At 74.5% G+C, this 20,987-nt stretch carries 16 protein-coding genes; 5 read left to right on the plus strand and 11 right to left on the minus strand.

What is annotated here, in order from left to right:
• Positions 1 to 47: 47 nt before the first annotated feature.
• Both purH and purN read right to left on the minus strand, forming a co-directional pair.
• Positions 48 to 1,616, minus strand: a complete 1,569-nt coding sequence (gene purH / locus ACFY2L_RS16720; protein WP_390658243.1) for a bifunctional phosphoribosylaminoimidazolecarboxamide formyltransferase/IMP cyclohydrolase — start codon at positions 1,614 to 1,616, stop codon at positions 48 to 50.
• Positions 1,613 to 2,245 carry a phosphoribosylglycinamide formyltransferase gene (gene purN, locus ACFY2L_RS16725; protein WP_390822662.1) on the minus strand — a complete coding sequence of 211 codons (633 nt, stop codon included), beginning with the start codon at positions 2,243 to 2,245 and terminating at the stop codon, positions 1,613 to 1,615. Before purN ends, purH begins: the two co-directional genes overlap by 4 nt.
• Before the next feature lie 293 nt (positions 2,246 to 2,538).
• On the opposite strand from purN, the gene ACFY2L_RS16730 reads away from it, so the two are divergent.
• Entirely contained in the window at positions 2,539 to 3,309 is a 771-nt protein-coding gene (locus ACFY2L_RS16730) for a hypothetical protein (RefSeq protein WP_390658241.1), read from the plus strand.
• Between the two features lie 129 nt (positions 3,310 to 3,438).
• Here the strand turns inward: ACFY2L_RS16730 and ACFY2L_RS16735 are convergent, their stop codons facing one another.
• Positions 3,439 to 5,178 (minus strand): DUF6350 family protein, encoded by a 1,740-nt coding sequence (locus tag ACFY2L_RS16735; RefSeq protein ID WP_390822663.1) that lies wholly within the window; start codon positions 5,176 to 5,178, stop codon positions 3,439 to 3,441.
• A gap of 123 nt (positions 5,179 to 5,301) precedes the next feature.
• On the opposite strand from ACFY2L_RS16735, the gene ACFY2L_RS16740 reads away from it, so the two are divergent.
• Positions 5,302 to 6,105 (plus strand): RNA polymerase sigma factor, encoded by an 804-nt coding sequence (locus ACFY2L_RS16740; RefSeq protein WP_390658239.1) that lies wholly within the window; start codon positions 5,302 to 5,304, stop codon positions 6,103 to 6,105.
• 81 nt (positions 6,106 to 6,186) lie between these two features.
• Here the strand turns inward: ACFY2L_RS16740 and sucD are convergent, their stop codons facing one another.
• The 4 genes from sucD to ACFY2L_RS16760 all read right to left on the minus strand — a co-directional run bounded on the left by sucD (position 6,187) and on the right by ACFY2L_RS16760 (position 11,633).
• Complete coding sequence (sucD, locus tag ACFY2L_RS16745) at positions 6,187 to 7,071, minus strand: succinate--CoA ligase subunit alpha (protein ID WP_390658238.1); 885 nt, start codon at positions 7,069 to 7,071, stop codon at positions 6,187 to 6,189.
• Between the two features lie 21 nt (positions 7,072 to 7,092).
• Positions 7,093 to 8,271 (minus strand): ADP-forming succinate--CoA ligase subunit beta, encoded by a 1,179-nt coding sequence (gene sucC / locus ACFY2L_RS16750; RefSeq protein ID WP_390658237.1) that lies wholly within the window; start codon positions 8,269 to 8,271, stop codon positions 7,093 to 7,095.
• Positions 8,272 to 8,788: 517 nt separating this feature from the next.
• Entirely contained in the window at positions 8,789 to 10,909 is a 2,121-nt protein-coding gene (locus tag ACFY2L_RS16755) for a hypothetical protein (protein ID WP_390822664.1), read from the minus strand.
• A 145-nt stretch (positions 10,910 to 11,054) separates the two neighbouring features.
• Positions 11,055 to 11,633, minus strand: a complete 579-nt coding sequence (locus ACFY2L_RS16760; protein ID WP_390822665.1) for a hypothetical protein — start codon at positions 11,631 to 11,633, stop codon at positions 11,055 to 11,057.
• A 58-nt stretch (positions 11,634 to 11,691) separates the two neighbouring features.
• On the opposite strand from ACFY2L_RS16760, the gene ACFY2L_RS16765 reads away from it, so the two are divergent.
• A complete protein-coding gene (locus tag ACFY2L_RS16765; RefSeq protein ID WP_390822666.1) occupies positions 11,692 to 12,054 on the plus strand; it encodes a hypothetical protein in 363 nt (120 codons plus the stop codon).
• Positions 12,055 to 12,123: 69 nt separating this feature from the next.
• Here ACFY2L_RS16765 and ACFY2L_RS16770 read toward each other — a convergent pair whose 3' ends face one another.
• The 3 genes from ACFY2L_RS16770 to ACFY2L_RS16780 form a co-directional block, all read right to left on the minus strand.
• Positions 12,124 to 13,290 carry a VWA domain-containing protein gene (locus ACFY2L_RS16770; protein ID WP_390822667.1) on the minus strand — a complete coding sequence of 389 codons (1,167 nt, stop codon included), beginning with the start codon at positions 13,288 to 13,290 and terminating at the stop codon, positions 12,124 to 12,126.
• Positions 13,287 to 15,836 carry a DUF5682 family protein gene (locus ACFY2L_RS16775; protein ID WP_390822668.1) on the minus strand — a complete coding sequence of 850 codons (2,550 nt, stop codon included), beginning with the start codon at positions 15,834 to 15,836 and terminating at the stop codon, positions 13,287 to 13,289. Before ACFY2L_RS16775 ends, ACFY2L_RS16770 begins: the two co-directional genes overlap by 4 nt.
• A gap of 135 nt (positions 15,837 to 15,971) precedes the next feature.
• The gene (locus tag ACFY2L_RS16780; RefSeq protein ID WP_390658231.1) at positions 15,972 to 17,102 is read right to left on the minus strand and encodes an AAA family ATPase; all 1,131 of its coding nucleotides are present in this window, start codon (positions 17,100 to 17,102) and stop codon (positions 15,972 to 15,974) included.
• Positions 17,103 to 17,258: 156 nt separating this feature from the next.
• On the opposite strand from ACFY2L_RS16780, the gene ACFY2L_RS16785 reads away from it, so the two are divergent.
• Together ACFY2L_RS16785 and ACFY2L_RS16790 are read left to right on the plus strand one after the other, a co-directional pair.
• Positions 17,259 to 18,620: an SWIM zinc finger family protein gene (locus tag ACFY2L_RS16785; protein WP_390822669.1), complete on the plus strand. Its 1,362-nt coding sequence runs from the start codon at positions 17,259 to 17,261 to the stop codon at positions 18,618 to 18,620.
• Positions 18,621 to 18,640: 20 nt separating this feature from the next.
• Complete coding sequence (locus tag ACFY2L_RS16790) at positions 18,641 to 20,317, plus strand: DUF5691 domain-containing protein (protein WP_390822670.1); 1,677 nt, start codon at positions 18,641 to 18,643, stop codon at positions 20,315 to 20,317.
• On the opposite strand, the gene ACFY2L_RS16795 is transcribed toward ACFY2L_RS16790, so the two are convergent.
• Positions 20,314 to 20,730 carry a cobalamin B12-binding domain-containing protein gene (locus ACFY2L_RS16795; protein WP_390658228.1) on the minus strand — a complete coding sequence of 139 codons (417 nt, stop codon included), beginning with the start codon at positions 20,728 to 20,730 and terminating at the stop codon, positions 20,314 to 20,316. The two genes, ACFY2L_RS16790 and ACFY2L_RS16795, sit on opposite strands and share 4 nt — an antisense overlap.
• Positions 20,731 to 20,987: the final 257 nt, after the last annotated feature.

Below are 20,987 nucleotides of genomic sequence, written 5' to 3' on the forward strand. Positions count from 1 at the left end.
GGCGGTCCGGCGAGGTGCCGGGCCGCCCGCCTCCGGGTGGACGCGGATCAGTGGAAGAAGTGCCGCGTGCCCGTGAAGTACATCGTGACGCCCGCCTTCTTCGCGGCCTCCACGACCAGCTCGTCGCGGACCGAACCGCCCGGCTGGACCACGGCCTTCACACCGGCCTCGACAAGGATCTCCAGGCCGTCGGGGAAGGGGAAGAAGGCGTCCGAGGCGGCGTACGAGCCGCGCGCCCGCTCGGCGCCGGCCCGCTCGACCGCGAGCTTCGCGGAGTCGACCCGGTTGACCTGTCCCATGCCGACGCCGACCGAGGCACCGTCCTTGGCGAGCAGGATCGCGTTGGACTTCACGGCCCGGCACGCCTTCCACGCGAAGGACAGCTCGGCGAGCTCGGCCTCGGACAGCGCCTCACCGGTCGCCAGCGTCCAGTTCGCCGGGTCGTCGCCCTCGGCCTGCAGCCGGTCGGTGACCTGGAGCAGGACACCGCCGTCGACGGGCTTGACCTCGACGGGGTTCGCGGGCGCGCCGGGGGCCTTCAGCACCCGGATGTTCTTCTTCCGGGCGAGGGCCTCCAGGGCCCCCTCCTCGTAGTCGGGCGCGACGATGACCTCGGTGAAGATCTCCGCGACCTGCTCGGCCATCTCCTTGCTGACCGGGCGGTTGACGGCGATCACCCCGCCGAAGGCCGACAGCGGGTCGCAGGCGTGCGCCTTGCGGTGCGCCTCGGCGACATCGGCGCCGACCGCGATACCGCAGGGGTTGGCGTGCTTGATGATCGCGACGGCCGGCTCGTCGTGGTCGTACGCGGCACGGCGGGCGGCGTCCGTGTCCGTGTAGTTGTTGTACGACATCTCCTTGCCGTGCAGCTGCTCGGCCTTGGCGAGGCCGGCGCCGCTGCCGTCGACGTAGAGGGCGGCGGGCTGGTGCGGGTTCTCGCCGTAGCGCAGGGTGTTCTCCCGCTCCCAGGTGGCGCCGAGGAAGTCGGGGAACCGCGAGTCGTCGACCGGCGCGTAGGAGGAGGCGAACCAGGAGGCGACCGCCACGTCGTAGGCGGCGGTGTGCTGGAAGGCCTCGGCGGCGAGCCGCTTGCGGGCGGCGAGGTCGAAGCCTCCGTCCTTCAGGGCGGCGAGGACGTCGCCGTAGCGGGCGGGGCTGGTGACGACGGCCACGGACGGGTGGTTCTTGGCGGCGGCGCGCACCATGGACGGCCCGCCGATGTCGATCTGCTCGACGCACTCGTCGTCGGAGGCGCCCGAGGCGACGGTCTCCCGGAAGGGGTAGAGGTTGACGACGACGAGGTCGAAGGGCTCCACACCCAGCTCGTCCAGCTGCTGCCGGTGGCTGTCGAGCCGCAGGTCGGCGAGGATGCCGGCGTGCACCTTGGGGTGCAGGGTCTTGACGCGGCCGTCCAGGCACTCGGGGAAGCCGGTGAGCTCCTCGACCTTGGTGACGGGAACGCCGGCGGCGGCGATGCGGGCGGCGGTGGAGCCGGTCGACACCAGCTCGACGCCGGCCTCGTGCAGCCCGCGGGCGAGCTCCTCGAGCCCGGTCTTGTCATAGACGCTGACAAGCGCACGGCGGATCGCCCGCTTGGCGTTGCTCTCGGCGGTCACTGGATAACTACCTTTCGTCCCTCGATGCGATAGCCGTTGCGGGCGAGGCGCCCCACGACCTCGACGAGCAGCCTTCGCTCGACTTCCTTGATGCGCTCGTGCAGAGCGCTCTCGTCGTCCTCGTCCCGGACCTCGACCACGCCCTGGGCGATGATCGGACCGGTGTCGACACCGTCGTCGACGAAGTGGACGGTGCAGCCGGTGACCCGGGCCCCGTACGCGAGCGCGTCACGCACGCCGTGGGCGCCGGGGAAACTGGGCAGCAGTGCGGGATGGGTGTTGACGAACCGTCCCCCGAACCGGGCGAGGAACTCCTTGCCCACGATCTTCATGAACCCGGCGGAGACCACGAGATCGGGCTCGTGGCCGGCGACGGCCTCGGCGAGGGCGGCGTCCCACTCCTCCCGGCTCCCGAAGTCCTTGACGCTGCGGACGAAGGTGGGGATCCCGGCGCGCTCGGCACGGGCGAGCCCTTCGATGCCGGACCGGTCGGCTCCGACGGCGACGATCTCGGCCCCGTAGGCCTCGGCGCCGGTGGCGGCGATCTCGTCGAGGAGCGCCTGGAGGTTCGTACCGGATCCGGAGACGAGCACGACGAGGCGCTTGGCCACGGACGGCTTGGCGGCCACGGTGGGGCCCTTTCTCGGGGGAGCAGCTCCGCGCGGTCGGCGAGCACGTGCGACTCACCTGCGACTTGTACCTTCGTACGAATGCATCGGGCCCCCGGATACGGGGAAGCCTACGAAGCAGCCGACCGTCAGCAACGATACCGGCACACGAGGAGGCCCCCACGGGACGGGGGCGTGGCCGGAAGGTAGCGTCTGCGAGGAGCGGGACCGGGAACGCGGTGACAGTGCGGCGCGTTCCCCGTGCGAGAGCTCACTTCAGACAGCCGTATCACCTAGGGGAAGACGCTCACTTGATGCCGGACCGCAGCCTGCGACTCCACACGCTCCCCCCGCAGCCCGTGCCGGGAGGGGAGCGCGGCGCCCTGCTGCGCGAGCGCCCGACGTCGCCCCCGGACGCCCCCCGGGACCCCTCGGACACCCCCTCGACCGACTCCTCCGGCCGGGACGACAACCCGTTCGCCCCTCCCCCCGAGGGCACCCCCGACCGCCCGTGGCAGCCCCGGCGCCCGGCGGGCGGCGACGGCGACACCCCCGCCGAAGGCCGCTCCCCCTGGGGCAACCAGTGGAGCGACCAGCAGCCCGGCCGCTCCCCCGGCGGCGGCTTCGGCGAGCGCCCCGGCAGCGAGGGCCCCGAGGGCCCCGGCCCCACCCCCGGCCCGCGCTGGGACCCCACGGACCCGGCCCAGCGCCGCGCCCGCTACGCCCTTCTGTGCGGCATGTGGGCCTTCTTCTTCGTCCTCTTCGGCTGGCCGTACGTGGCGCTGCTCCTGGGCGCCCTCGCCCTCAACTGGGGCATCAGCGCCCTGCGCGCCAAGCCCCGCACGCCCGACCCGGACGCCCCGGCCCCCACCGAGCCTCCCGGCCGCCCCCAGCGGACCGCCGCGATCAGCGGCCTCGTCACGGCGTCCCTGGCCCTGGCCCTGGTCGCCGTCACCTTCACCGCCCAGCTGGTCTACCGCGACTACTACACCTGCACCAAGGACGCCCTCACCACTGAGGCCAGACAGTCCTGCGACGACCTCCTCCCGAAGGAACTGAAGAGCATCCTGGGCGCGAACACCTGAGCGAGGCGGGCTCTGAATTCAGCCCGTCCGGCGTTTGAGGACGAGGCCCGTCCAGGGCCGAGGGGGGTCCGGGGCACAGCCCCCGGGGACGGGACGGGAAGGGGCGGCGGGGGCGAGCACACCCGACGGTCACCGCCCCACCCCCTCCTCACCCGCTCGCTCCGCGCCCGCTCGCCCCTCACCCGCTCGCTCCGCGCCCGCTCGCTCCTCACCCGCCACCTCCCGCAACGCGGCCCACCGCTCCTCACGGGCCCCGTCCCCATGCCACCCCGCCTCCCCCGCACCCGCGCCCCCAGCGCCACCCACGGTGTCCGCGCCTCCCACGCCAGCCGTGATCTCCTCGACGTCCGCCACAGCCGCGAAGTCGTACAGCTCACTCCCGAACTCCTCACGGGCCTTCCCCTCCCGAGGAGAACCCCCCTCCCGGCCCTCGCCCCCCGCTCCCGCCCCCACCCCCGTCCAGGAGAACTCCCGCACCCCCCGCCCCCGCCACCTCCGCACCCACAACCCCACCGGCACCCCCACCCCCACCAGCCACACCACCGCCGCGCCCCCCACCTGCCACCACACCGGCCCGAACCGGGCCATCGCCCCCACCCCCAGCGGCCCGCCCGCCAGCCCCGCGAGCACCCCCACCACCACCGCGCATCCCACGCCCGCACCCAGCACACTCCCCACGGTCCGCCGCCGCGACCACGCGTCCACCCGCGCCTCCGCCACCCCGCCACTGCGACCAGCCCCCGCACCCCCCACGAGCACCCCCACCACCACCCCGGCCGCGACCGGCACGACCCCGGCCGCCCAGTTCCACACGGTCCCCGCCCCGGCCTCCGGCACGGCCGCCAGCAACGGAAACGGCGGCAGCAGCGGCGCCGGATCCGACCCCAGCGGCGTCACCGCATGCCCCACCCCCAGCGCATAGCCGGGCCCGAGGGCGTACGCGGCCCCCCACACCGCCGCGTTGGGCACCAGCGCCACACACAGCAACAGCACGGCGAACCGCCCCGACCACCCCTCCGTCAGCTGCAGAAACGCACCCCGGGCCGCGCCCGCGTGCCACACCGACGAGACGGCCACCAGCAGCGCCCCGCCCCCCACGAGCACCGCCGCACCGGCCCCCGCGGCCCGCACCCCGACCCACTCCCGCCGTTCCCGCCGCTCCCGGCCACCGGACTCCGCCACCCCACCCGGCCCTCCCTCGCCGAACACGGCCCTCCCCAGCCACCCCGGCAGCACCCGCTCCAGCGGCTCACGAGGGCGCCCGCACGCCGACCACACCCCCGCCCCCGCCGCCACCACGGTCACCGCCGGCACACACACCACCGTCCACGTCCACGAGGGCCGCAGCGCACCCCCGGCCGCATAGCAGGCCGCCCCCGCGGCCACGGCGAGATAGCCCAGCACGACCCCCGCCCAGGCCGTCCGCGCGCTCACCGGTGGCCCCATCGAGCCGGCCCCCGGCGCCGCCATCCCGCCCGTGTCGTCCACCGCGTCCCGTGCCGCCCGGTGCACCAGCCACACCGGCAGCACGAGCAGCAGCAGCGGTGTGACGCCGACCGGCGCGGGCATCCCGGACAGCGTCTCGGTGCGCAGCAGTTCCGCCCCGTGCGCCAGCAGCCAGAGCGCGGCGGCGACATGCAGTGCCCCGCTCGGTCCGCTGTCGGGATACGGCGAACTGATCCACAGCACCATCACCAGCACGGCGAACGCCCCGAGCCCGAGCCCGGCGGCCAGCGCCCCGCCCACCGCGGCGGCGACGAGACCGGGCGAGCGGTCCCGCATCCGGGAGGACAGCGCGGGCAGGGGAGCCAGGAAGGACGGCAGGGACGGGAAGGCTCGACGAGCAGGCATCCGGGTCACGACCGCCATGGTCCCAACGACACGCGCTTTCCCGGCGTAACGGGCGAACCATCGCCGTGTCACTCAATATACGGTTATGTTCTTTTTCGTACGGAAATGCTCCCGGCGCCGCCGCCAGCGGGAGGCGTACGCGTGAAGAACCCGACACCCCCTCAGGCCTTCGACGCCCTCTACTCCTTCTGCTCCTCCGCCCTCGTACGGCAGACCTACCTCCTCTGCGGCCGCCGCGAACTCGCCCGCGAGTCGGTCGAACGGGCTTTCCAACTCGCCTGGCAGCGCTGGCCCGAGGTGGCCGTCGACCGCGACCCGCCGAGCTGGGTGCGGGCGGCGGCGTACGAGTACGCGCTCTCCCCCTGGCACCGGTTCCGTCCCCGCTTCCGGCATCCCGAACCACCGCCCGCCGACGCCGCGGACCGTGCCCTGCTCGCCGTACTCCTCACCCTCCCGCCGGCGTACCGCCGCACGCTCCTCCTCTACGACGGCGTGGGCCTCGACCTGCCGGAGACGGCGGCGGAGACCGAGGCGAGCACGCGGGCGGCGGCGAACCGCCTCCTGCACGCGCGTGAGGCCGTCGCCGCGGCCCTGCCGCAACTGGCCGACCCCGCCGTCCTGCACCAGCGCCTCGCCGAGGTGGCCTCGGCGGAGCGCCTGCGCGCGGCCCGGGCCCCGGCCGTCCGTGCGGGCGGCGAGCGCCGTGCCCGCTACTGGACCCGGGCGGCGATCGCGTTCACGGCGGCGCTCGTCGGCGCGACGGCCCTCACCCTGCGCACGGCCCCCACCCGGTACGACCCCCCGGTCCCCCCGGGCACAACCGTCCAGGGAATCCCCCCGAAGGCGGCCCCGGGCACCTTGTCGAACAAGCAGACGACCCTGCGCAAGAAGCTGCGATCAGAACCGGCCAACGGCCCGGAACGCCTGCTCCCCCTGACCCGCTAGCCCGCCGGCCCGCCCTGGCGAAAACGCCGGTGGCCCGCCCCCACGCATGGGGAACGGGCCACCGGCGCTCAGCCGAGAGGATCAGCCGGCGAGGATCTCGCGGGCGAGCTTCGCCGTCTCGGTCGGCGTCTTGCCGACCTTGACGCCGGCGGCCTCGAGGGCCTCCTTCTTCGCGGCGGCCGTGCCGGAGGAGCCGGAGACGATGGCGCCGGCGTGGCCCATGGTCTTGCCCTCGGGCGCGGTGAAGCCCGCGACGTAGCCGACGACCGGCTTCTTCACGTTGTCCTTGATGAACGCCGCGGCACGCTCCTCGGCGTCGCCACCGATCTCGCCGATCATCACGATCAGGTCGGTGTCGGGGTCGGCCTCGAAGGCGGCCAGGGCGTCGATGTGGGTCGTGCCGATGACGGGGTCGCCACCGATGCCCACGGCCGACGAGAAGCCGATGTCACGCAGCTCGTACATCATCTGGTACGTCAGCGTGCCGGACTTCGAGACCAGGCCGATGCGGCCCGGCTTGGTGATGTCGCCCGGGATGATGCCGGCGTTCGACTGGCCCGGCGTGATGAGACCGGGGCAGTTCGGGCCGATGATCCGGGTCTTGTTGCCCTTGGAGCCGGCGTACGCGTAGAACGCGGCCGAGTCGTGGACGGCGATGCCCTCGGTGATGACGACCGCGAGCGGGATCTCGGCGTCGATGGCCTCGACGACGGCGGCCTTGGCGAAGGCCGGCGGCACGAAGAGGACGGAGACGTTGGCGCCCGTCTTCTCCATCGCCTCGGCGACCGTGCCGAAGACCGGGATCTCGGTGCCGTCGAAGTCGACGGACGTGCCGGCCTTGCGGGGGTTCACGCCACCGACGATGTTCGTGCCGTCGGCCAGCATGAGCTTGGTGTGCTTCATGCCCGTGGCACCGGTCATGCCCTGGACGATGACCTTGGAGTCCTTGTTGAGGAAGATAGCCATGGCTGTCTGAGTCCCTCTTCCTTACTTCGCAGCCGCGAGCTCGGCGGCCTTGTCGGCCGCGCCGTCCATGGTGTCCACGCGCTGCACCAGCGGGTGGTTGGCGTCGGAGAGGATCTTGCGACCCAGCTCGGCGTTGTTGCCGTCCAGCCGGACGACCAGCGGCTTGGTGACTTCCTCACCACGGTCCTCGAGGAGCTTCAGCGCCTGGACGATGCCGTTGGCGACCTCGTCGCACGCCGTGATGCCACCGAAGACGTTGACGAAGACGGACTTGACGTCCGGGTCGCCGAGGATGATCTCCAGGCCGTTCGCCATGACGGCCGCGGAGGCACCGCCGCCGATGTCGAGGAAGTTGGCGGGCTTGACGCCGCCGTGCGCCTCACCGGCGTACGCGACGACGTCCAGGGTGCTCATGACGAGACCCGCGCCGTTGCCGATGATGCCGACCTCGCCGTCGAGCTTGACGTAGTTGAGGTTCTTCTCCTTGGCGGCGGCCTCGAGCGGGTTCGCCGCGGCCTTGTCGTGGAGCTCCTCGAAGTCGGGGTGACGGAACTCGGCGTTGTCGTCCAGGGTCACCTTGCCGTCGAGGGCGATGACCTCACCGGAGGCGACCTTGGCCAGCGGGTTGACCTCGACCAGGAGGGCGTCCTCCTCGACGAAGGTCTTCCACAGGGTCACGAGGACGTTCACGACCTTGTCGGCGACCTCGGCCGGGAACTTGGCGGCCGCGACGATCTCGCGGGCCTTCTCCTCGGTGACACCCTCGTTGGCGTCGATCGGCGTCTTGGCGACGGCCTCCGGACGGGTGGCCGCCACCTCCTCGATCTCCATGCCGCCCTCGACGGACGCGATGGAGAGGAAGGTGCGGTTGGCACGGTCGAGGAGGAAGGAGACGTAGTACTCCTCGACGATCTCCGGAGCGGTCTCGGCGATCATCACCTTGTGGACCGTGTGGCCCTTGATGTCCATGCCGAGGATGTCCGTCGCGCGGGCGACGGCCTCGTCCGGGGTGGCGGCCAGCTTGACGCCGCCGGCCTTGCCGCGACCACCGACCTTCACCTGCGCCTTGACGACGGACTTGCCGCCCAGACGCTCGGTGATCGCGCGCGCCGCCTCAGGCGTGTCGATGACTTCACCGGCCAGCACCGGTACATCGTGCTTGGCGAAGAGGTCCCTCGCCTGGTACTCGAACAGGTCCACGCGCTTCCGTCCCTATCAGTGATCTCGCGGTTCGTTGGATGCGTGGGCGTGCCGCGATCGGCAACGTGACGTCCGCATGTGTCACTAGGGAGGCGCACACGGTGTCCGAGCGCGCGGCATGTCCGTCTCGCAGGTTATCGCTGCTTGCGGGGGGCCTCTAAATCGCGGGTCACACCTGAGCGGTGATACCTGTCACATGATGTCGCACTCACTGGCACGGAGTGTCGCGGGTGCGGGACCTCACCGGGTTGGGGTTGACCCGGTGAGGTCCCTCGACCAGCCCCTGGAGGGGCTCCGGCCGGGCGATCCCCACCCCAATGGGGACCCCCCGGCCTCCTCCCCGAGGGTTCGGCCGGACGAAACCGACGGCGTTCGGCCGTCCGGGGCCTGCCACCTCAGGAAGTCGATCGGCCGCGTCTGTCCGGCGCGGGCCTCGCCCGCGGCCGGAGCGGTCGCGCTTCCCGCGGACCACCGGTGGATCACCCGGGTTCACCGAGGGGACGGGAGCGCTTCGCGGTCAGATTCGGTACGGGCTCGCCTGGGCGGCGGAAGGGGCGGCGGCCGGGCCGGCGGGGGCGGCCTCGTCGGCCACGCCCCGCACCCCGGTGAGGGCGTGCCCGGCCAGCGGGCCCGCGCCGGCCCCGACGGTCCCGGTCACGTCCTGCGCGAAGGGCGCGGTCCGGCCGGTGACCCCGCCGGCGAAGGAACCGGCCTCGCCGGCGACCCCGCCCGCGAAGGGAGCGGCCTCGCCCCCGACGCCGTACGCCAGCGCGGTGGCACCGCCGGCTACCGGCCCGGCGGTCTCGGCCACGGTCCCGGTGACGGTGTCCACGACGGGCCGTACGGCGCCGGCGACCCCGTCGGCGAACGGCGGGACCTGCCCGGTGACGCCGTACGCCAGACCGCCCGCCTGCCCGGCCATGCCGTGCGCGAGCGGCGGCACGTCCTCGACGACCCCGCCGGCGAAGGGCCGTACGTCGCCGGCCACCCCGTACGCGAGCGCACCCGCGTCCCCGGCGGCCTGCCCGGCGACGGGCACCACGCCGTGCACGGCGGTGTTCACCACGGGCGGCAGCACGGCCTCCGCCACGTCCGCGGCGACCTGGCCCGCGAGCCCGCCGGCGTACGGGACGGCCTGGCCGGCGACACCGGCCGCGTACGCGGGCACGGCGGCGGCGACACCGGCGGCGTACCCGGGAACCTCTCCCGCGACGCCACCGGCGACCGCGCGCACGTCACAGAGCGCCTCGTCGGCGACCGCCCGCGCGTGCGACCCCGCCCCACCGGCGACCGCCCCGGCCCCGCTCGCGGCGCCGCCCGCGACGGGCCGCACCCCCTGGACGGCACCGTCCACGACCGGCGGAACGTCCCCGGCGACGCGGTGCGCCCACGCGGTCGCGGCGTCGACGGCGTGACCGGCGGTCCGCCGGACCCCGGTGACCGCTCCGGTGGCCACGGGAGTGACACCGTGGACGGTGTCCGTGGCGACGGGCGGCACACCGTCGACGGCACCTCCCGCCGTGGCCGTCACACCCTGCGCCGCGTCGGTGGCGGCGGGCGTGATGCCGTTCAGCGCGGGGGCGGCGACCGGGGCGACACCGGTCACGGTCTGCCCGGCGAGCGGAACGGCGTCCGCGACCGCCCGGCCGGCGACCGGCAGCACACCGTCCACGGCGGTCGCGGCCACCGGCGGGACGACCGCGTCCGCCGCCCGCGCGACGACCGGGGTGACCGTCCCGGGGACGCTCGCGACCGTGCCGACCAGCTGCTGCCGCACCCCGCCGGCCGTTCCCGTGACATGGCCCGGGACGGCGGCGACGGAGGCCTCGGCGGCGGACCTGACAGCGGCGGCCTCGCACCCGGCGGTGGCGGCCGCGGCAGCCGTACGGCCCTGGGCGCCGACGACCGTGTCCCGGGCGGCGCCGGTCGCCCCGGCACCGGTACGGCCCGCGCCCGCGGCCGTCTGCCGCGCCGTGGTCCGTACGACGCCGTCGGCACCCCGCGCCTGGGCACGGGCGGCCGACTGGGCGCCCTGGAGCTTCGTCTGGGCGGCGGCGAGGGCCTGCTCCAGCTCGGGGGCGAAGGCGGAGAGGGGGCCGAAGAGGTAGTCGACGGCGCTCCGGTCGTCCTCCGGGAGGTCCGGGACGGCCGGCGCCTGTGCCTGGGCGGCACCGGCCTCGGTGACCACGGCGGACCCGGTCCCGCCGACGGCCTCGGCGCCGGCCCGCGCCGCCTTCTCCGCGCGTGCGGCCTTGGCGCCCCGGATGACCTGGGCGGCGCCGCCCTTCACCTTGGCCGCGGCCTCGGACCCGCCGCCGGTGCCGGTGACGGTGGTGGTGACGGTCCCGGCGGTGCGGGTGGGGTCGGCGGCCGTGCCCGTGGTGTCGGCGGTGCCGGTGGCGTCGGTGGTGGTGTCCGAGACCGTCGTGGTCACGTCCTCGGTGACGCCGTCGACGGTGTCCCGCACACCGGAGACGACACCGTCCACCGTGCCGGTGAGGGCGCCGGTGACGTCGGTGTCCGGCGTGGAGACGGAGGAGGCGGGCAGTTCGTCGGCGCTGGCCGCGGCGGAACCGAGCGCCCACGCGCCGGTGACACCGGCGGCTATGACGATGGAACGGCGGATGTTCTTGTTCATGCGTGCGTCAGATCCTTTGGGGGTTCCGAGACTTCGGAAGGCTTGGGACGTTCCGGCGCCGGAGCGGGGGGCGGCTCCGGGCGGGTGGGCAGACCTGTTCCACCCCCGCGCGGCAGGTCTGCAGCGGGGGAAGGGCTGCCTTGTCCTAGCCGGGGAAGACCGGAATGTCCCGGTGCCTGTCCCGGGTCTCGGCCGCGTCCGACCGCACGGCGCTGCCGGGCACCAGCAGCAGCGGCACCCGGTGATACGCCGTCACGGCGTGCGCGTCGCCGTGCCGCGCCCCACCGCCGTCGAGAACGGACGCACCGCCCAGCAGGCCGGAGGGCTCACCGCCCGGCGCCCGGTGCGCGGGGGCGTGACCGCCACCGATGCGGAGCGGGCTGTGCGACGCGGCGCGCGCGACGGCCGCGTCGCCGAGCGCGGGGACCACGGGTCCGTACGACGCGGTGAGCGAAGCCGTCGCCGTGGAGACGTCGGCCGTCTTCCCGTCGGGCGACGCGGTCACCGGGGAGGCCGGCCGGGGCGCCTGGGTGACGGGGGCCGGAAGGGGCTCGACCGGCAGGGTCTGCACGGGAAGCGACGGGAGATCGGAGAGATCCCGCAGATCCGCCAGGTCCGTGAGGTCCGTCAGGTCACGCAGATCCTGGACGACCGGTGAGACGGGCGGCACCGGCGCCGAGGCCTGTGCCAACCGGTCCGTCACCGCCGCCACGACCTCACGCACGGGCCGCACGACACGCTCGCTGTGCACCACGGACGCCGAGGCCGAAGGCGAAGGCGAAGTGGAAGTCGGAGCCGACGCCGAGGACGAGGCCGACTTCGAGGAAGAAGTCGAGGTCGAGGAAGAGGCCGAGGCCGAGGTCGACGACGAGACCTGGTCCGTCACCTCCGCGACCGCCGCAGGCACCGCAGTCACCGCCGGCGCGCTCTCCGACCTGTCCGCCGCCTGCGCCTGCCCTCCGCAGAGGAACCCGAGCGCGAGCAACCCACCCACCAGCAGCGCCAGTTGCAGCGCACGCCGTCCGGCCGCCTCGCGCAGGACGCGCGGAGCGGCACCGGGCAGAGCGGTGGGAGAGGTCAAGAAGGGAGGATCCTCCCGTGCGACGAAACGTGCCGCCGATCCTTGCACGCGAGTCCCGAGGTAGCGCAACCCCCCTGTTACCGATGGGTAGTCATGTCATCCATGTCGCTTTTGTCGTTCGCGGTACGGCGCGTCACACGGTGTCCGGCACGGGAAGCGGGCGCCTCTCGATCGCCGCCGCCATCACCTCGGGGAACAGCTCCGGTGTGCAGGCGAACGCCGGTGCGCCCAGCGCCGCGAGCGCGGCCGCGTGCTCACGGTCGTAGGCCGGAGCCCCCTCGTCCGACAGCGCGAGCAGCGCCACGAACTGCACCCCCGACGCCTTCATCGCCGCGACCCGCTTCAGCATCTCGTCGCGTATGCCGCCCTCGTACAGATCGCTGATGAGCACGACGACGGTCTCGGCGGGGCGCGTGATCCGCGACTGGCAGTACGCGAGCGCCCGGTTGATGTCCGTGCCGCCGCCGAGCCGGGTGCCGAAGAGGACGTCGACGGGATCGTCCAGCTGGTCCGTGAGGTCGACGACCGCGGTGTCGAAGACGACGAGGCGGGTGTCGACGGACCGCATCGAGGCGAGCACCGACCCGAAGACGGACGCGTGGACGACGGACGCCGCCATCGACCCCGACTGGTCGACGCAGAGGACGATCTCCTTCTTCACGGACCGCCCCGCCCGCCCGTGTCCGAGCAGCCGCTCCGGCACGACCGTCCCGTACTCGGGCAGGTAGTGCCTGAGGTTGGCGGCGATCGTGCGGTTCCAGTCGATGTCGTGGTGGCGCGGCCGGTGGACGCGGGCGCTGCGGTCGAGAGCGCCGGTGAGGGTGGTCCGGGTGCGGGTGGCGAGCCGCTTCTCCAGGTCCTCGACCACCTTGCGCACGACGACCCGGGCCGTCTCCTTCACCGTCTCGGGCATCGCCTTGCTGAGGGAGAGCAGTGTGCCGACGAGGTGCACGTCGGCCTCGACCGCCTCCAGCATCTCCGGTTCCAGCAACAGCGCGGACAGCCCGAGCCGGTCGATGGCGTCACGCTGCATCACCTGGACGACGGAGGTCGGGAAGTACGTCCGGATGTCCCCGAGCCATCGCGCCACGGACGGCGCCGAGGCCCCGAGACCCGCCGAACGGTCCCGTCCCGTCGCCGGTCCGTCCCCTTTCCCGTAGAGCGCGGTGAGCGCCCCGTCCATCGCCGCGTCCCGTCCCGAGAGCGCGTGACCGGTACCGTCCGCGGCGTCACCGCCGAGCACGAGCCGCCAGCGCCTCAGCCGCTCCTGGACCGCCGGGTCCCCCTGATCGCCCGTCACCTGTTCATCCCCACGTAGTCCTTGTCGCCCGTGCCCTTGGCGTCACCGGTGCCATGGGCGTCATCGGCGCCATGGACGCCATCAGTGCCATGGGCGCCACCGGTGTCACCCGCGCCCGCCTCGTCGCCGTCCAGTCCCAGCAGCAGCCGCACCACCGGCAGCACCGCGTCGGCCCGGCCGGCGTCGAGATCGTGCGCGAACCCGGGCACTGCCGCCCCCGGCCCGGCCGCGCTCGCCCGCTCCCCCGGCCCGCGCCGGACCAGCTCGCCGAGCGTTCTGCGCACCCCCGGCTCGTACGCCGAGAAGGTCCGCCGCAGCAGCGGCAGCACATCCGTGAACGCCTCCGCCGGCACCCTGGTGAGCCATCCGTCGACCAGCCCGAGCAGCCGCTCGTCGTGCACCAGCAGCAGTCCGCCTCCGGAACCTCCGCCGACGAAGCCCTCGATCCACGCGGCCGCGTCCCCCGGCGGCGTCCCCGGCGACAGCGCCAGCCCCATGAGCCGCGCCGCCTCCTCCCGCCCCATCTCCCCGTCGTCCAGCAGCAGCCGTACGACCCGGCCCCGGACGACCCCCGCCACCCGGTCCCGCGCGGACAGCCCCCGCAGCACGCCCCGCCAGCGCGCGCGCAGCTCCCGGTCCCCCGCACCGAACGCTCCGGCCAGACCTCGTCCCCTCTCCCCGCAGCCGACCCCCGCCCCGTCACCCGCCGAGTCGGCCGGGCCGGCGGTGGCGTCCCGCAGGGCCGCCGTCTCCGCCAGCAGCCCCACCGCCCCGTGCACCGCGTCCACATGGCGCCGCATCTCGTCCGCCGCGTCCGCGTCCAGGCCGGTGCAGGCCGGCGGCAGACCGACGAAGATCCGTTCGGCGAGGCCCGCGGCGACGTCCGCCAGCGCGCCGGTGTCGGTGCCGCGCACATCGCCGTAGCGCAGGGAGCGGACCAGGGCGGGCAGCGCCTGCGCGAGGTGGCCGACGTCCGTGTCGAGGGCCGCCCGGTCGGCGAGGACCCGCATCACCGTGGGCAGCGCGTCCGGGAGACCGGCCAGCAGACAGCGCTCGGCGAGCGCCGTCACCTCGGCGAGTCCCCGCGCGGACACGGCGTCCGCCTCCGCCCTGGCCGTGGCCGCGGCGCGGACGGTCGTCCCCCACACCCCCGCTTCGGCGACCCGCACGGCCAGTTCCGGTTCCCAGCGCAGCCGCCATGTCTCCCGGAACGTTCCCGTGCTGCCAGGCGAGGCGAGCGGTTCGCCCCACTCCACGCCCAGCAGCCTCAGCCGGTGCAGCAGCCGGCTGCGCCCGGCGTCGGTCTCCTTGCGCAGGTCGAGGTCCATGTCCCGGTCCGCCGCCTCCGGTCTGAGCCGCAGACGGCGCTGCGTCCGGTCGAGGTCGCGCTGCAACGGCACCGCCGGCGCGCCGGGCGGCACCTCCCCCAGCACGTCCCCGACCACCAGGCGGTCGCGCACCAGGGCCAGCGGTACGTCCGACCCCTCGCACAGCACCGCCCGCACCGCGTCCGTCGTCTCGCTCAGGCCGGCCAGCGGACGGCCGCGCAGCGCGGCGAGCGTCCCCGCGAGCCGGACCGCCTCGATGACATGCGCCGGGGACACGATCCGGTCCTCCTCGCGGAGCAGCCCGGCCACCTTGGTCAGCCACCGCTCGACCGGCCGGTCCGGCACCCGGAACAGATGCGCGTACCAGCCGGGCGAGTCGACCCCCGCTCCGTATCCCCCGTCCCGCGCCAGCCTGCGGTACGTCCACGGCACCCAGGTCAGGTCCGTCCTGACCTTGGCCAGTCCTTTCAGCAGCGCCCGGTCGTCGGCGACGGCGGCCTTGCGCCGCAGCGCGGGCACATGCCAGGCGCCGCACACCACGGCCACCCCGTCCGCACCGAACTCGCGCTGGGCGACGCGCAGTTGGAGCCGCATATGGGCCTCCCGCACGAGGTCGCGGTCCCGTCCTCCGCCCTCGTGCGTCTCCCGCACCGCCGTCATGGCCTCCTCGACGGCGGTGAAGGGCGTGTACGGGTCGCCCTCGCCCACGCCCCGGTGTTCGACGACGTCCTCCCACCAGCGTTCGGCGTCGTCGTACCCGGCGGCTTCGGCGAGGGCGCCGAGCGGATCGACCCGCAGCCCGTCGCCCGGCGCCCCTCCCTCGTACTCCTCGTCCTGCTCGGCGTCCGCCCCGCCGTGCCATGCCAGGGTGTGGGCGGCCGGGAGGTCGATGAAGCGGGCGGGCACGCCGTGCTCCAGGGCCCAGCGCAGGGCCACCCACTCGGGGGAGAACTCGGCCATCGGCCAGAACGCCGAGCGGCCGGGCTCGTCGACGGCGTGGGCCAGCAGCGCGACCGGCGGCCGCATCTCCCGGTCGGCGGCCAGGGGAAGCAGCGTGTCGGCCTCGGGCGGTCCCTCGATCAGCACGGTCCGCGGCCGGGCGGCCTCCAGGGCCGCCCGCACCGCCCGCGCCGACCCCGGCCCGTGATGCCGGACCCCGAGCAGCAGCGGCCACCTGGAGTCGTCGGCGGGCTGGCCGGCCCGCTGGATCCCCGTCATCGCATCCCCCCGTCATCTCCTCACTTGTGCGTCCTCAGCGGCGCGGCCACCGCGAGTCCTCGTCCTCGTTCACGTACGCACCCCCCTTCGGTCCCGGTCGGAGCCTGGGCCACCTCGAGTCCTCTTCGTTCCCGTTCACGCACTCACCTCCCTGCAGGCGCGGTAGAAATCGGTCCAGCCGTCGCGTTCGCGGAGCACCGTCTCCAGGTACTCCTGCCAGACGACCCGGTCGGCGGCCGGATCACGGACGACGGCGCCGAGGATTCCGGCGGCGACGTCCCCAGGCCTGAGCACGCCGTCGCCGAAGTGCGCGGCCAGGGCAAGGCCGCTGGTGACGACGGAGATGGCTTCGGCCGTGGACAACGTGCCGCTCGGAGACTTCAGCTTGGTGCGGCCGTCGGCGGTGATCCCGTCGCGCAGTTCACGGAAGACGGTCACCACGCGGCGGATCTCGTCGACCCCGTGAGGCACGGCCGGCAGCTCGAGGGAGCGGCCGATCTGGTCGACGCGCCGCGCGACGATGTCGACCTCTGCGTCGACGCTCGCCGGCAGCGGCAGCACCACCGTGTTGAAGCGGCGGCGCAAGGCGCTGGACAGTTCATTGACCCCGCGGTCCCGATCGTTGGCAGTGGCGATCAGGTTGAAGCCGCGAACCGCCTGAACCTCCTGCCCCAGCTCAGGTATCGGCAGCGTCTTCTCCGACAGGATGGTGATGAGTGTGTCCTGGACATCGGCCGGAACGCGAGTCAATTCCTCGACGCGGACCGTCGTCCCCTCCGCCATGGCCCGCATCACCGGGCTGGGGACGAGGGCGTCCCGGCTCGGTCCGTGCGCCAGCAGCTGCGCGTAGTTCCAGCCGTAGCGGATCGCCTCCTCCGGGGTGCCCGCCGTGCCCTGCACCAGCAGGGTCGAGTCGCCGCTGACCGCTGCGGCCAGGTGCTCGGAGACCCAGGTCTTGGCGGTGCCCGGCACCCCGAGCAGCAGCAGGGCGCGGTCGGTGGCCAGCGTGGAGACGGCCACCTCGACGATGCGGCGCGGGCCCACGTACTTCGGGGTGATCTCCGTGCCGTCGGGCAGGGTGCCGCCGAGGAGGTAGGTGGCGACGGCCCACGGTGACAGCTTCCAGCGGGCCGGGCGCGGGCGGTCGTCGTGGGCGGCGAGGGCGGCGAGTTCGCCGGCGAAGGCGTGCTCGGCATGCGGCCGCAACGCCTCCGCGGGCTGCTGCCGACCGGGTTGCGCGAACGTCGGGTCTGCGGACACGGACATGGCTGAGGTCCCCTCCAGCTCGGCCGGTTCGGATCTGGTGTCCACCGTGCACCACGCCACTGACAACGCGATCTGACCTGCGGAAACACTGCGCAGCGGGCGCTGGTCCGATGCGCGCGGGACCGATTGTCAGTGGGAGGGCCTACCGTCGGTGGCATGACTCAGCAGGGGGTGCGCTGGACCGCGGACCAGGTGCTGGCACTGGCACCTGACGCCGCGTCGCGCAAAGCGGGGAGCAAACTCGGCGTGGCCGGTCCGTGGTCCGGCGCGGGCAGTTCGCGGGAGGGGGCGGTGTGGGGAGTCTGCGGGGGCAGCGGCGGCGCGTCGTACCGGACGGTCGTCGACACCGCGACCCCTCTCGGCGCCTCCGGCCCGGCGTACGACTGCACCTGCCCCAGCCGCAAGTCGCCGTGCAAGCACGCGCTCGGGCTGCTGCTGCTCTGGACGGCCGGGGAGGCGGCCGTTCCGGTGGGGCGGGCGCCCGACTGGGCCGAGGAGTGGGGCGCGGGGCGGCGTGGGCGCGCCCCGGAGACAGGGGAGGCGGGCACGGCGGGTGCCGGTTCCGGCTCCGCCGATCCGGAGGCGGCGCGCCGGAGAGCGGAGCGGCGCGCCGAGCGGATCACCACGGGGGCGACGGAGCTGGAGCAGCGCCTGGCCGATCTCCTGCGCGCCGGTCTCGCCACGACGGAGCAGGCGGGTCACGGGCTGTGGGAGGAGACGGCCGCCCGCATGGTCGACGCCCAGGCGCCCGGACTGGCGGCGCGGGTGAGGGAGTTGGGGACGATCCCGGGCTCCGGCCCCGACTGGCCGGTGCGGCTGCTGGAGGAGTGCGCCCTGCTCCATCTCCTCGACCAGGGCTGGCTGCACCGTGACCGGCTCCCGCAGGCCCTCGCGGCCACGGTCCGCACCCGCGTCGGCCTGACCGCCCCACCGGCCGGCCCGCCCCTGCGCGACCACTGGCTGGTCCTCGCCCAGCACGACACGCACGACCCGAAACTGACCACCCGCCGTATCTGGCTCCACGGCACCGCCTCCGGCCGCACGGCCCTCGTCCTGTCCTACGGTGCCGCCGGCCGCGCCCCCGGCCTCACCCTGCCGGTCGGCCTGGCGCTGGACGCCGAACTGTCCGCCTACCCGGGCGGCGGACGCCAACGGGTCGCCCTGGGAGAGCAGTTCGGGTCCCCCGTGCCGACCACGGCCCGCCCGCCGGGCATGAGGACGGCCGAGGCGGCCGCCCGCTACGGCGAGGCGCTGCGCGAGGACCCCTGGCAGGAGTCCGTCCCGGTGACGCTGGACGACGTCGTACCGACGCCGGACGGCACCTCGTGGCAACTCGCCGACGCCGACGGGGACACGGCCCTGCCGCTCACCCCCGCCGCTGCCGCCCGTCCCGGCCTGTGGCGCCTGGTCGCCCTGTCGGGCGGCGCCCCCGTCAAGGTGTTCGGCGAGTGCGGCCACCGGGGTTTCACCCCCCTGACCGCCTGGCCGGCCGGCGAGGGAGGGGCGGTCCGCCTGTGACCACGACCGAGGGGACACGCATGAACACCGCCCCGGCGTCCACCGCTCCCGCCCCCACCTGGGACGACCTGGTCACCGCGGCCCTCCTGGGCACGGATCGCCGTACACCGCCGGGAACCGCCCCCGGCCGGTCGGCGCCGGCCGCCCTGCTGGACGCCGCGGCCGCCGAGACCGTACGCCGCCGCGCCGGGCTGCGTCCGGGCCGTGCCGCGCCCCGTCCCGAACCGGCGCCCGCCGACCCGCGCCCCGCACTGCCCGCGCCGGCCGCCCGCCGGCTCGCGCTGCTGCTCGCCGACCGCCCCGGCGGCGGAGCCGGCCGCAGAGGCACCGCACCGGACCTGATGGAGCTGCTGCCCCAGTGGCTGGCGGCGGCGAACGCCCACGGGTACGCCCCGCCCGCCGAGGCCCTGCCCGCGCTGCTCGACGCGGCACGCGGGCGTACGGATCTGCGCCCGGCGGCGCTGCGGTTCGCGGGCCCGCGCGCCCTGTGGCTGGCCGGGCTGAACCCGGACTGGCGGTTCGCGCGCCGCGCGGCACCGGGGGGCGACGCCTCACTGCCGCGCCCTGAGGAGACCGGCCGCATCGAGAAGCTCTGGCAGGAGGGGCTGTTCGCCGAGCGCGTCGCCCTCCTCGCGTCGCTGCGGTCCCGTGTCCCCGACACCGCGCGTGAGCTGCTGGAATCGACCTGGCCGACGGAGCGCGCCGAGGACCGCCTGATGTTCCTGGACTCGCTGCGCACCGGCCTCGGCGCACGCGACGAGCCCTTCCTGGAGGAGGCGTTGGCCGACCGCAGCCGCAACGTACGGGCGACGGCGGCCGAGTTGCTGTCGGCGCTGCCGGGTTCGGCGCTCGCGGCACGGATGGCGGTGCGGGCCGGCGCGTGCGTGGCCGTCGACCACACGCGGGACAGGCCGACGCTCGTCGTGGAAGCACCCCACGAGTGCGACGCGGCCATGGAACGCGACGGCGTCTCCTCCAAGGCGCCGTCCGGCCGGGGCGAACGGTCCTGGTGGTTCGGCCAGTTGGTGGAGGCGGCCCCGCTGGCCGCCTGGCCGGCGCGACTGGGCGGCCGTACTCCGGAGCAGATCGTCGCGCTCCCGGTGGCCGACGACTGGCTGAGCGAGCTGCACGGGGCCTGGTGCCGGGCCGCCGTACGCCAGCGGGACGCGGTCTGGTCGCGGGCGCTGCTGGGACCGCCGTCGGCGCCCGGGGCGGGCGGACCGGGCGCGGTCTCCCTCGCGGAGCGGGCCAAGCTCCTGAGCACCCTCCCGGTGGGCGAACGGGCCGAGTGGGTCGCCGGGTTCATCGCGGCCCACGGTCTGTCGGAGGCGTTCCAGCTGCTCGGCGTGTGCGCGGTGCCCTGGGCGGCCCCGCTCGGCCGTGCGGTGGTCGACGCTCTCAACATCGCACGGGACGCGGGCAGTTACCCGTGGAGCTTCAGCGGGGTGATGGGCCTGGCCGAACGCTGCCTGGACCCGTCGGAGGCCTCCCGCCTGGACGCCCTGCTGGCCGTGCCCGACGAACCGGAGGACGCCTCACCCGGGGCCGGGGGCTACTGGGCGGAGGCCTTCCAGCGGCTGGGCACGACACTGCGCCTGAGGGCGGTGATGGCGCAGGAACTGAGGGGAGTTGCCGACCCGAGCGGGCCCTGGGCCCGGACGCCGCACGGCAGAGGGGAAGACGACGACGGGGCTTAGGCTCCGGCCGGTTGCCTGACGTTCTCCCGCACCCACTGCACGATCGAGGCCATGGTCGCCCCGGGGGTGAAGATCTCCGCGACCCCCTTCTCCTTCAGCGGCGCGATGTCCGCCTCGGGGATGATCCCGCCGCCGAAGACGAGGATGTCCGCCGCGTCCCGCTCCTTCAGCAGTTCGATCACCGCGGCGAAGAGCGTGTTGTGCGCCCCGGACAGGATGGACAGGCCGATGGCGTCCGCGTCCTCCTGGATCGCCGTGCCGACGATCTGCTCGGGGGTCTGGTGGAGTCCGGTGTAGATGACCTCCATGCCGGCGTCGCGCAGCGCCCGGGCGATCACCTTGGCGCCGCGATCGTGGCCGTCGAGTCCCGGCTTGGCCACCACCACGCGGATCGGACCGCCTGCCACACCCATCACTGCCTCCCTGAAGCGACTGCGTCCATCCTCGAGGGTCCGGGCACCCCGTGCCACCCACCCGGGAAGTGAACGACCGTTATCGCCAGCATCCCGCAACCGGCCGTTTCGCGGCACGAGCCGAGGGGGAAATCACACAATGGGACAGAAACGGGAGCCGCAACGAGGTCGCCGTACCACCGCGCCGCAGGCCGCGCGGCGCGGTGGTACGGCGCATCGGCGTAGCCGCGACGGGCGCCCGGGGCCGAGAACCCCGC

It is taken from the genome of Streptomyces sp. NPDC001381 (assembly GCF_042895685.1).
Classification (GTDB): domain Bacteria; phylum Actinomycetota; class Actinomycetes; order Streptomycetales; family Streptomycetaceae; genus Streptomyces.

Bases quoted from the DNA above. Each gene is read 5' to 3' on its own strand.
- ACFY2L_RS16730 (WP_390658241.1), top strand. From the start codon at position 2,539: ATGCCGGACCGCAGCCTGCGACTCCACACGCTCCCCCCGCAGCCCGTG.
- ACFY2L_RS16735 (WP_390822663.1), bottom strand. From the start codon at position 5,178: ATGGCGGTCGTGACCCGGATGCCTGCTCGTCGAGCCTTCCCGTCCCTG.
- sucD (WP_390658238.1), bottom strand. From the start codon at position 7,071: ATGGCTATCTTCCTCAACAAGGACTCCAAGGTCATCGTCCAGGGCATG.
- ACFY2L_RS16755 (WP_390822664.1), bottom strand. From the start codon at position 10,909: ATGAACAAGAACATCCGCCGTTCCATCGTCATAGCCGCCGGTGTCACC.
- ACFY2L_RS16775 (WP_390822668.1), bottom strand. From the start codon at position 15,836: ATGACGGGGATCCAGCGGGCCGGCCAGCCCGCCGACGACTCCAGGTGG.
- ACFY2L_RS16780 (WP_390658231.1), bottom strand. From the start codon at position 17,102: ATGTCCGTGTCCGCAGACCCGACGTTCGCGCAACCCGGTCGGCAGCAG.
- ACFY2L_RS16785 (WP_390822669.1), top strand. From the start codon at position 17,259: ATGACTCAGCAGGGGGTGCGCTGGACCGCGGACCAGGTGCTGGCACTG.
- ACFY2L_RS16790 (WP_390822670.1), top strand. From the start codon at position 18,641: ATGAACACCGCCCCGGCGTCCACCGCTCCCGCCCCCACCTGGGACGAC.
- ACFY2L_RS16795 (WP_390658228.1), bottom strand. From the start codon at position 20,730: ATGGGTGTGGCAGGCGGTCCGATCCGCGTGGTGGTGGCCAAGCCGGGA.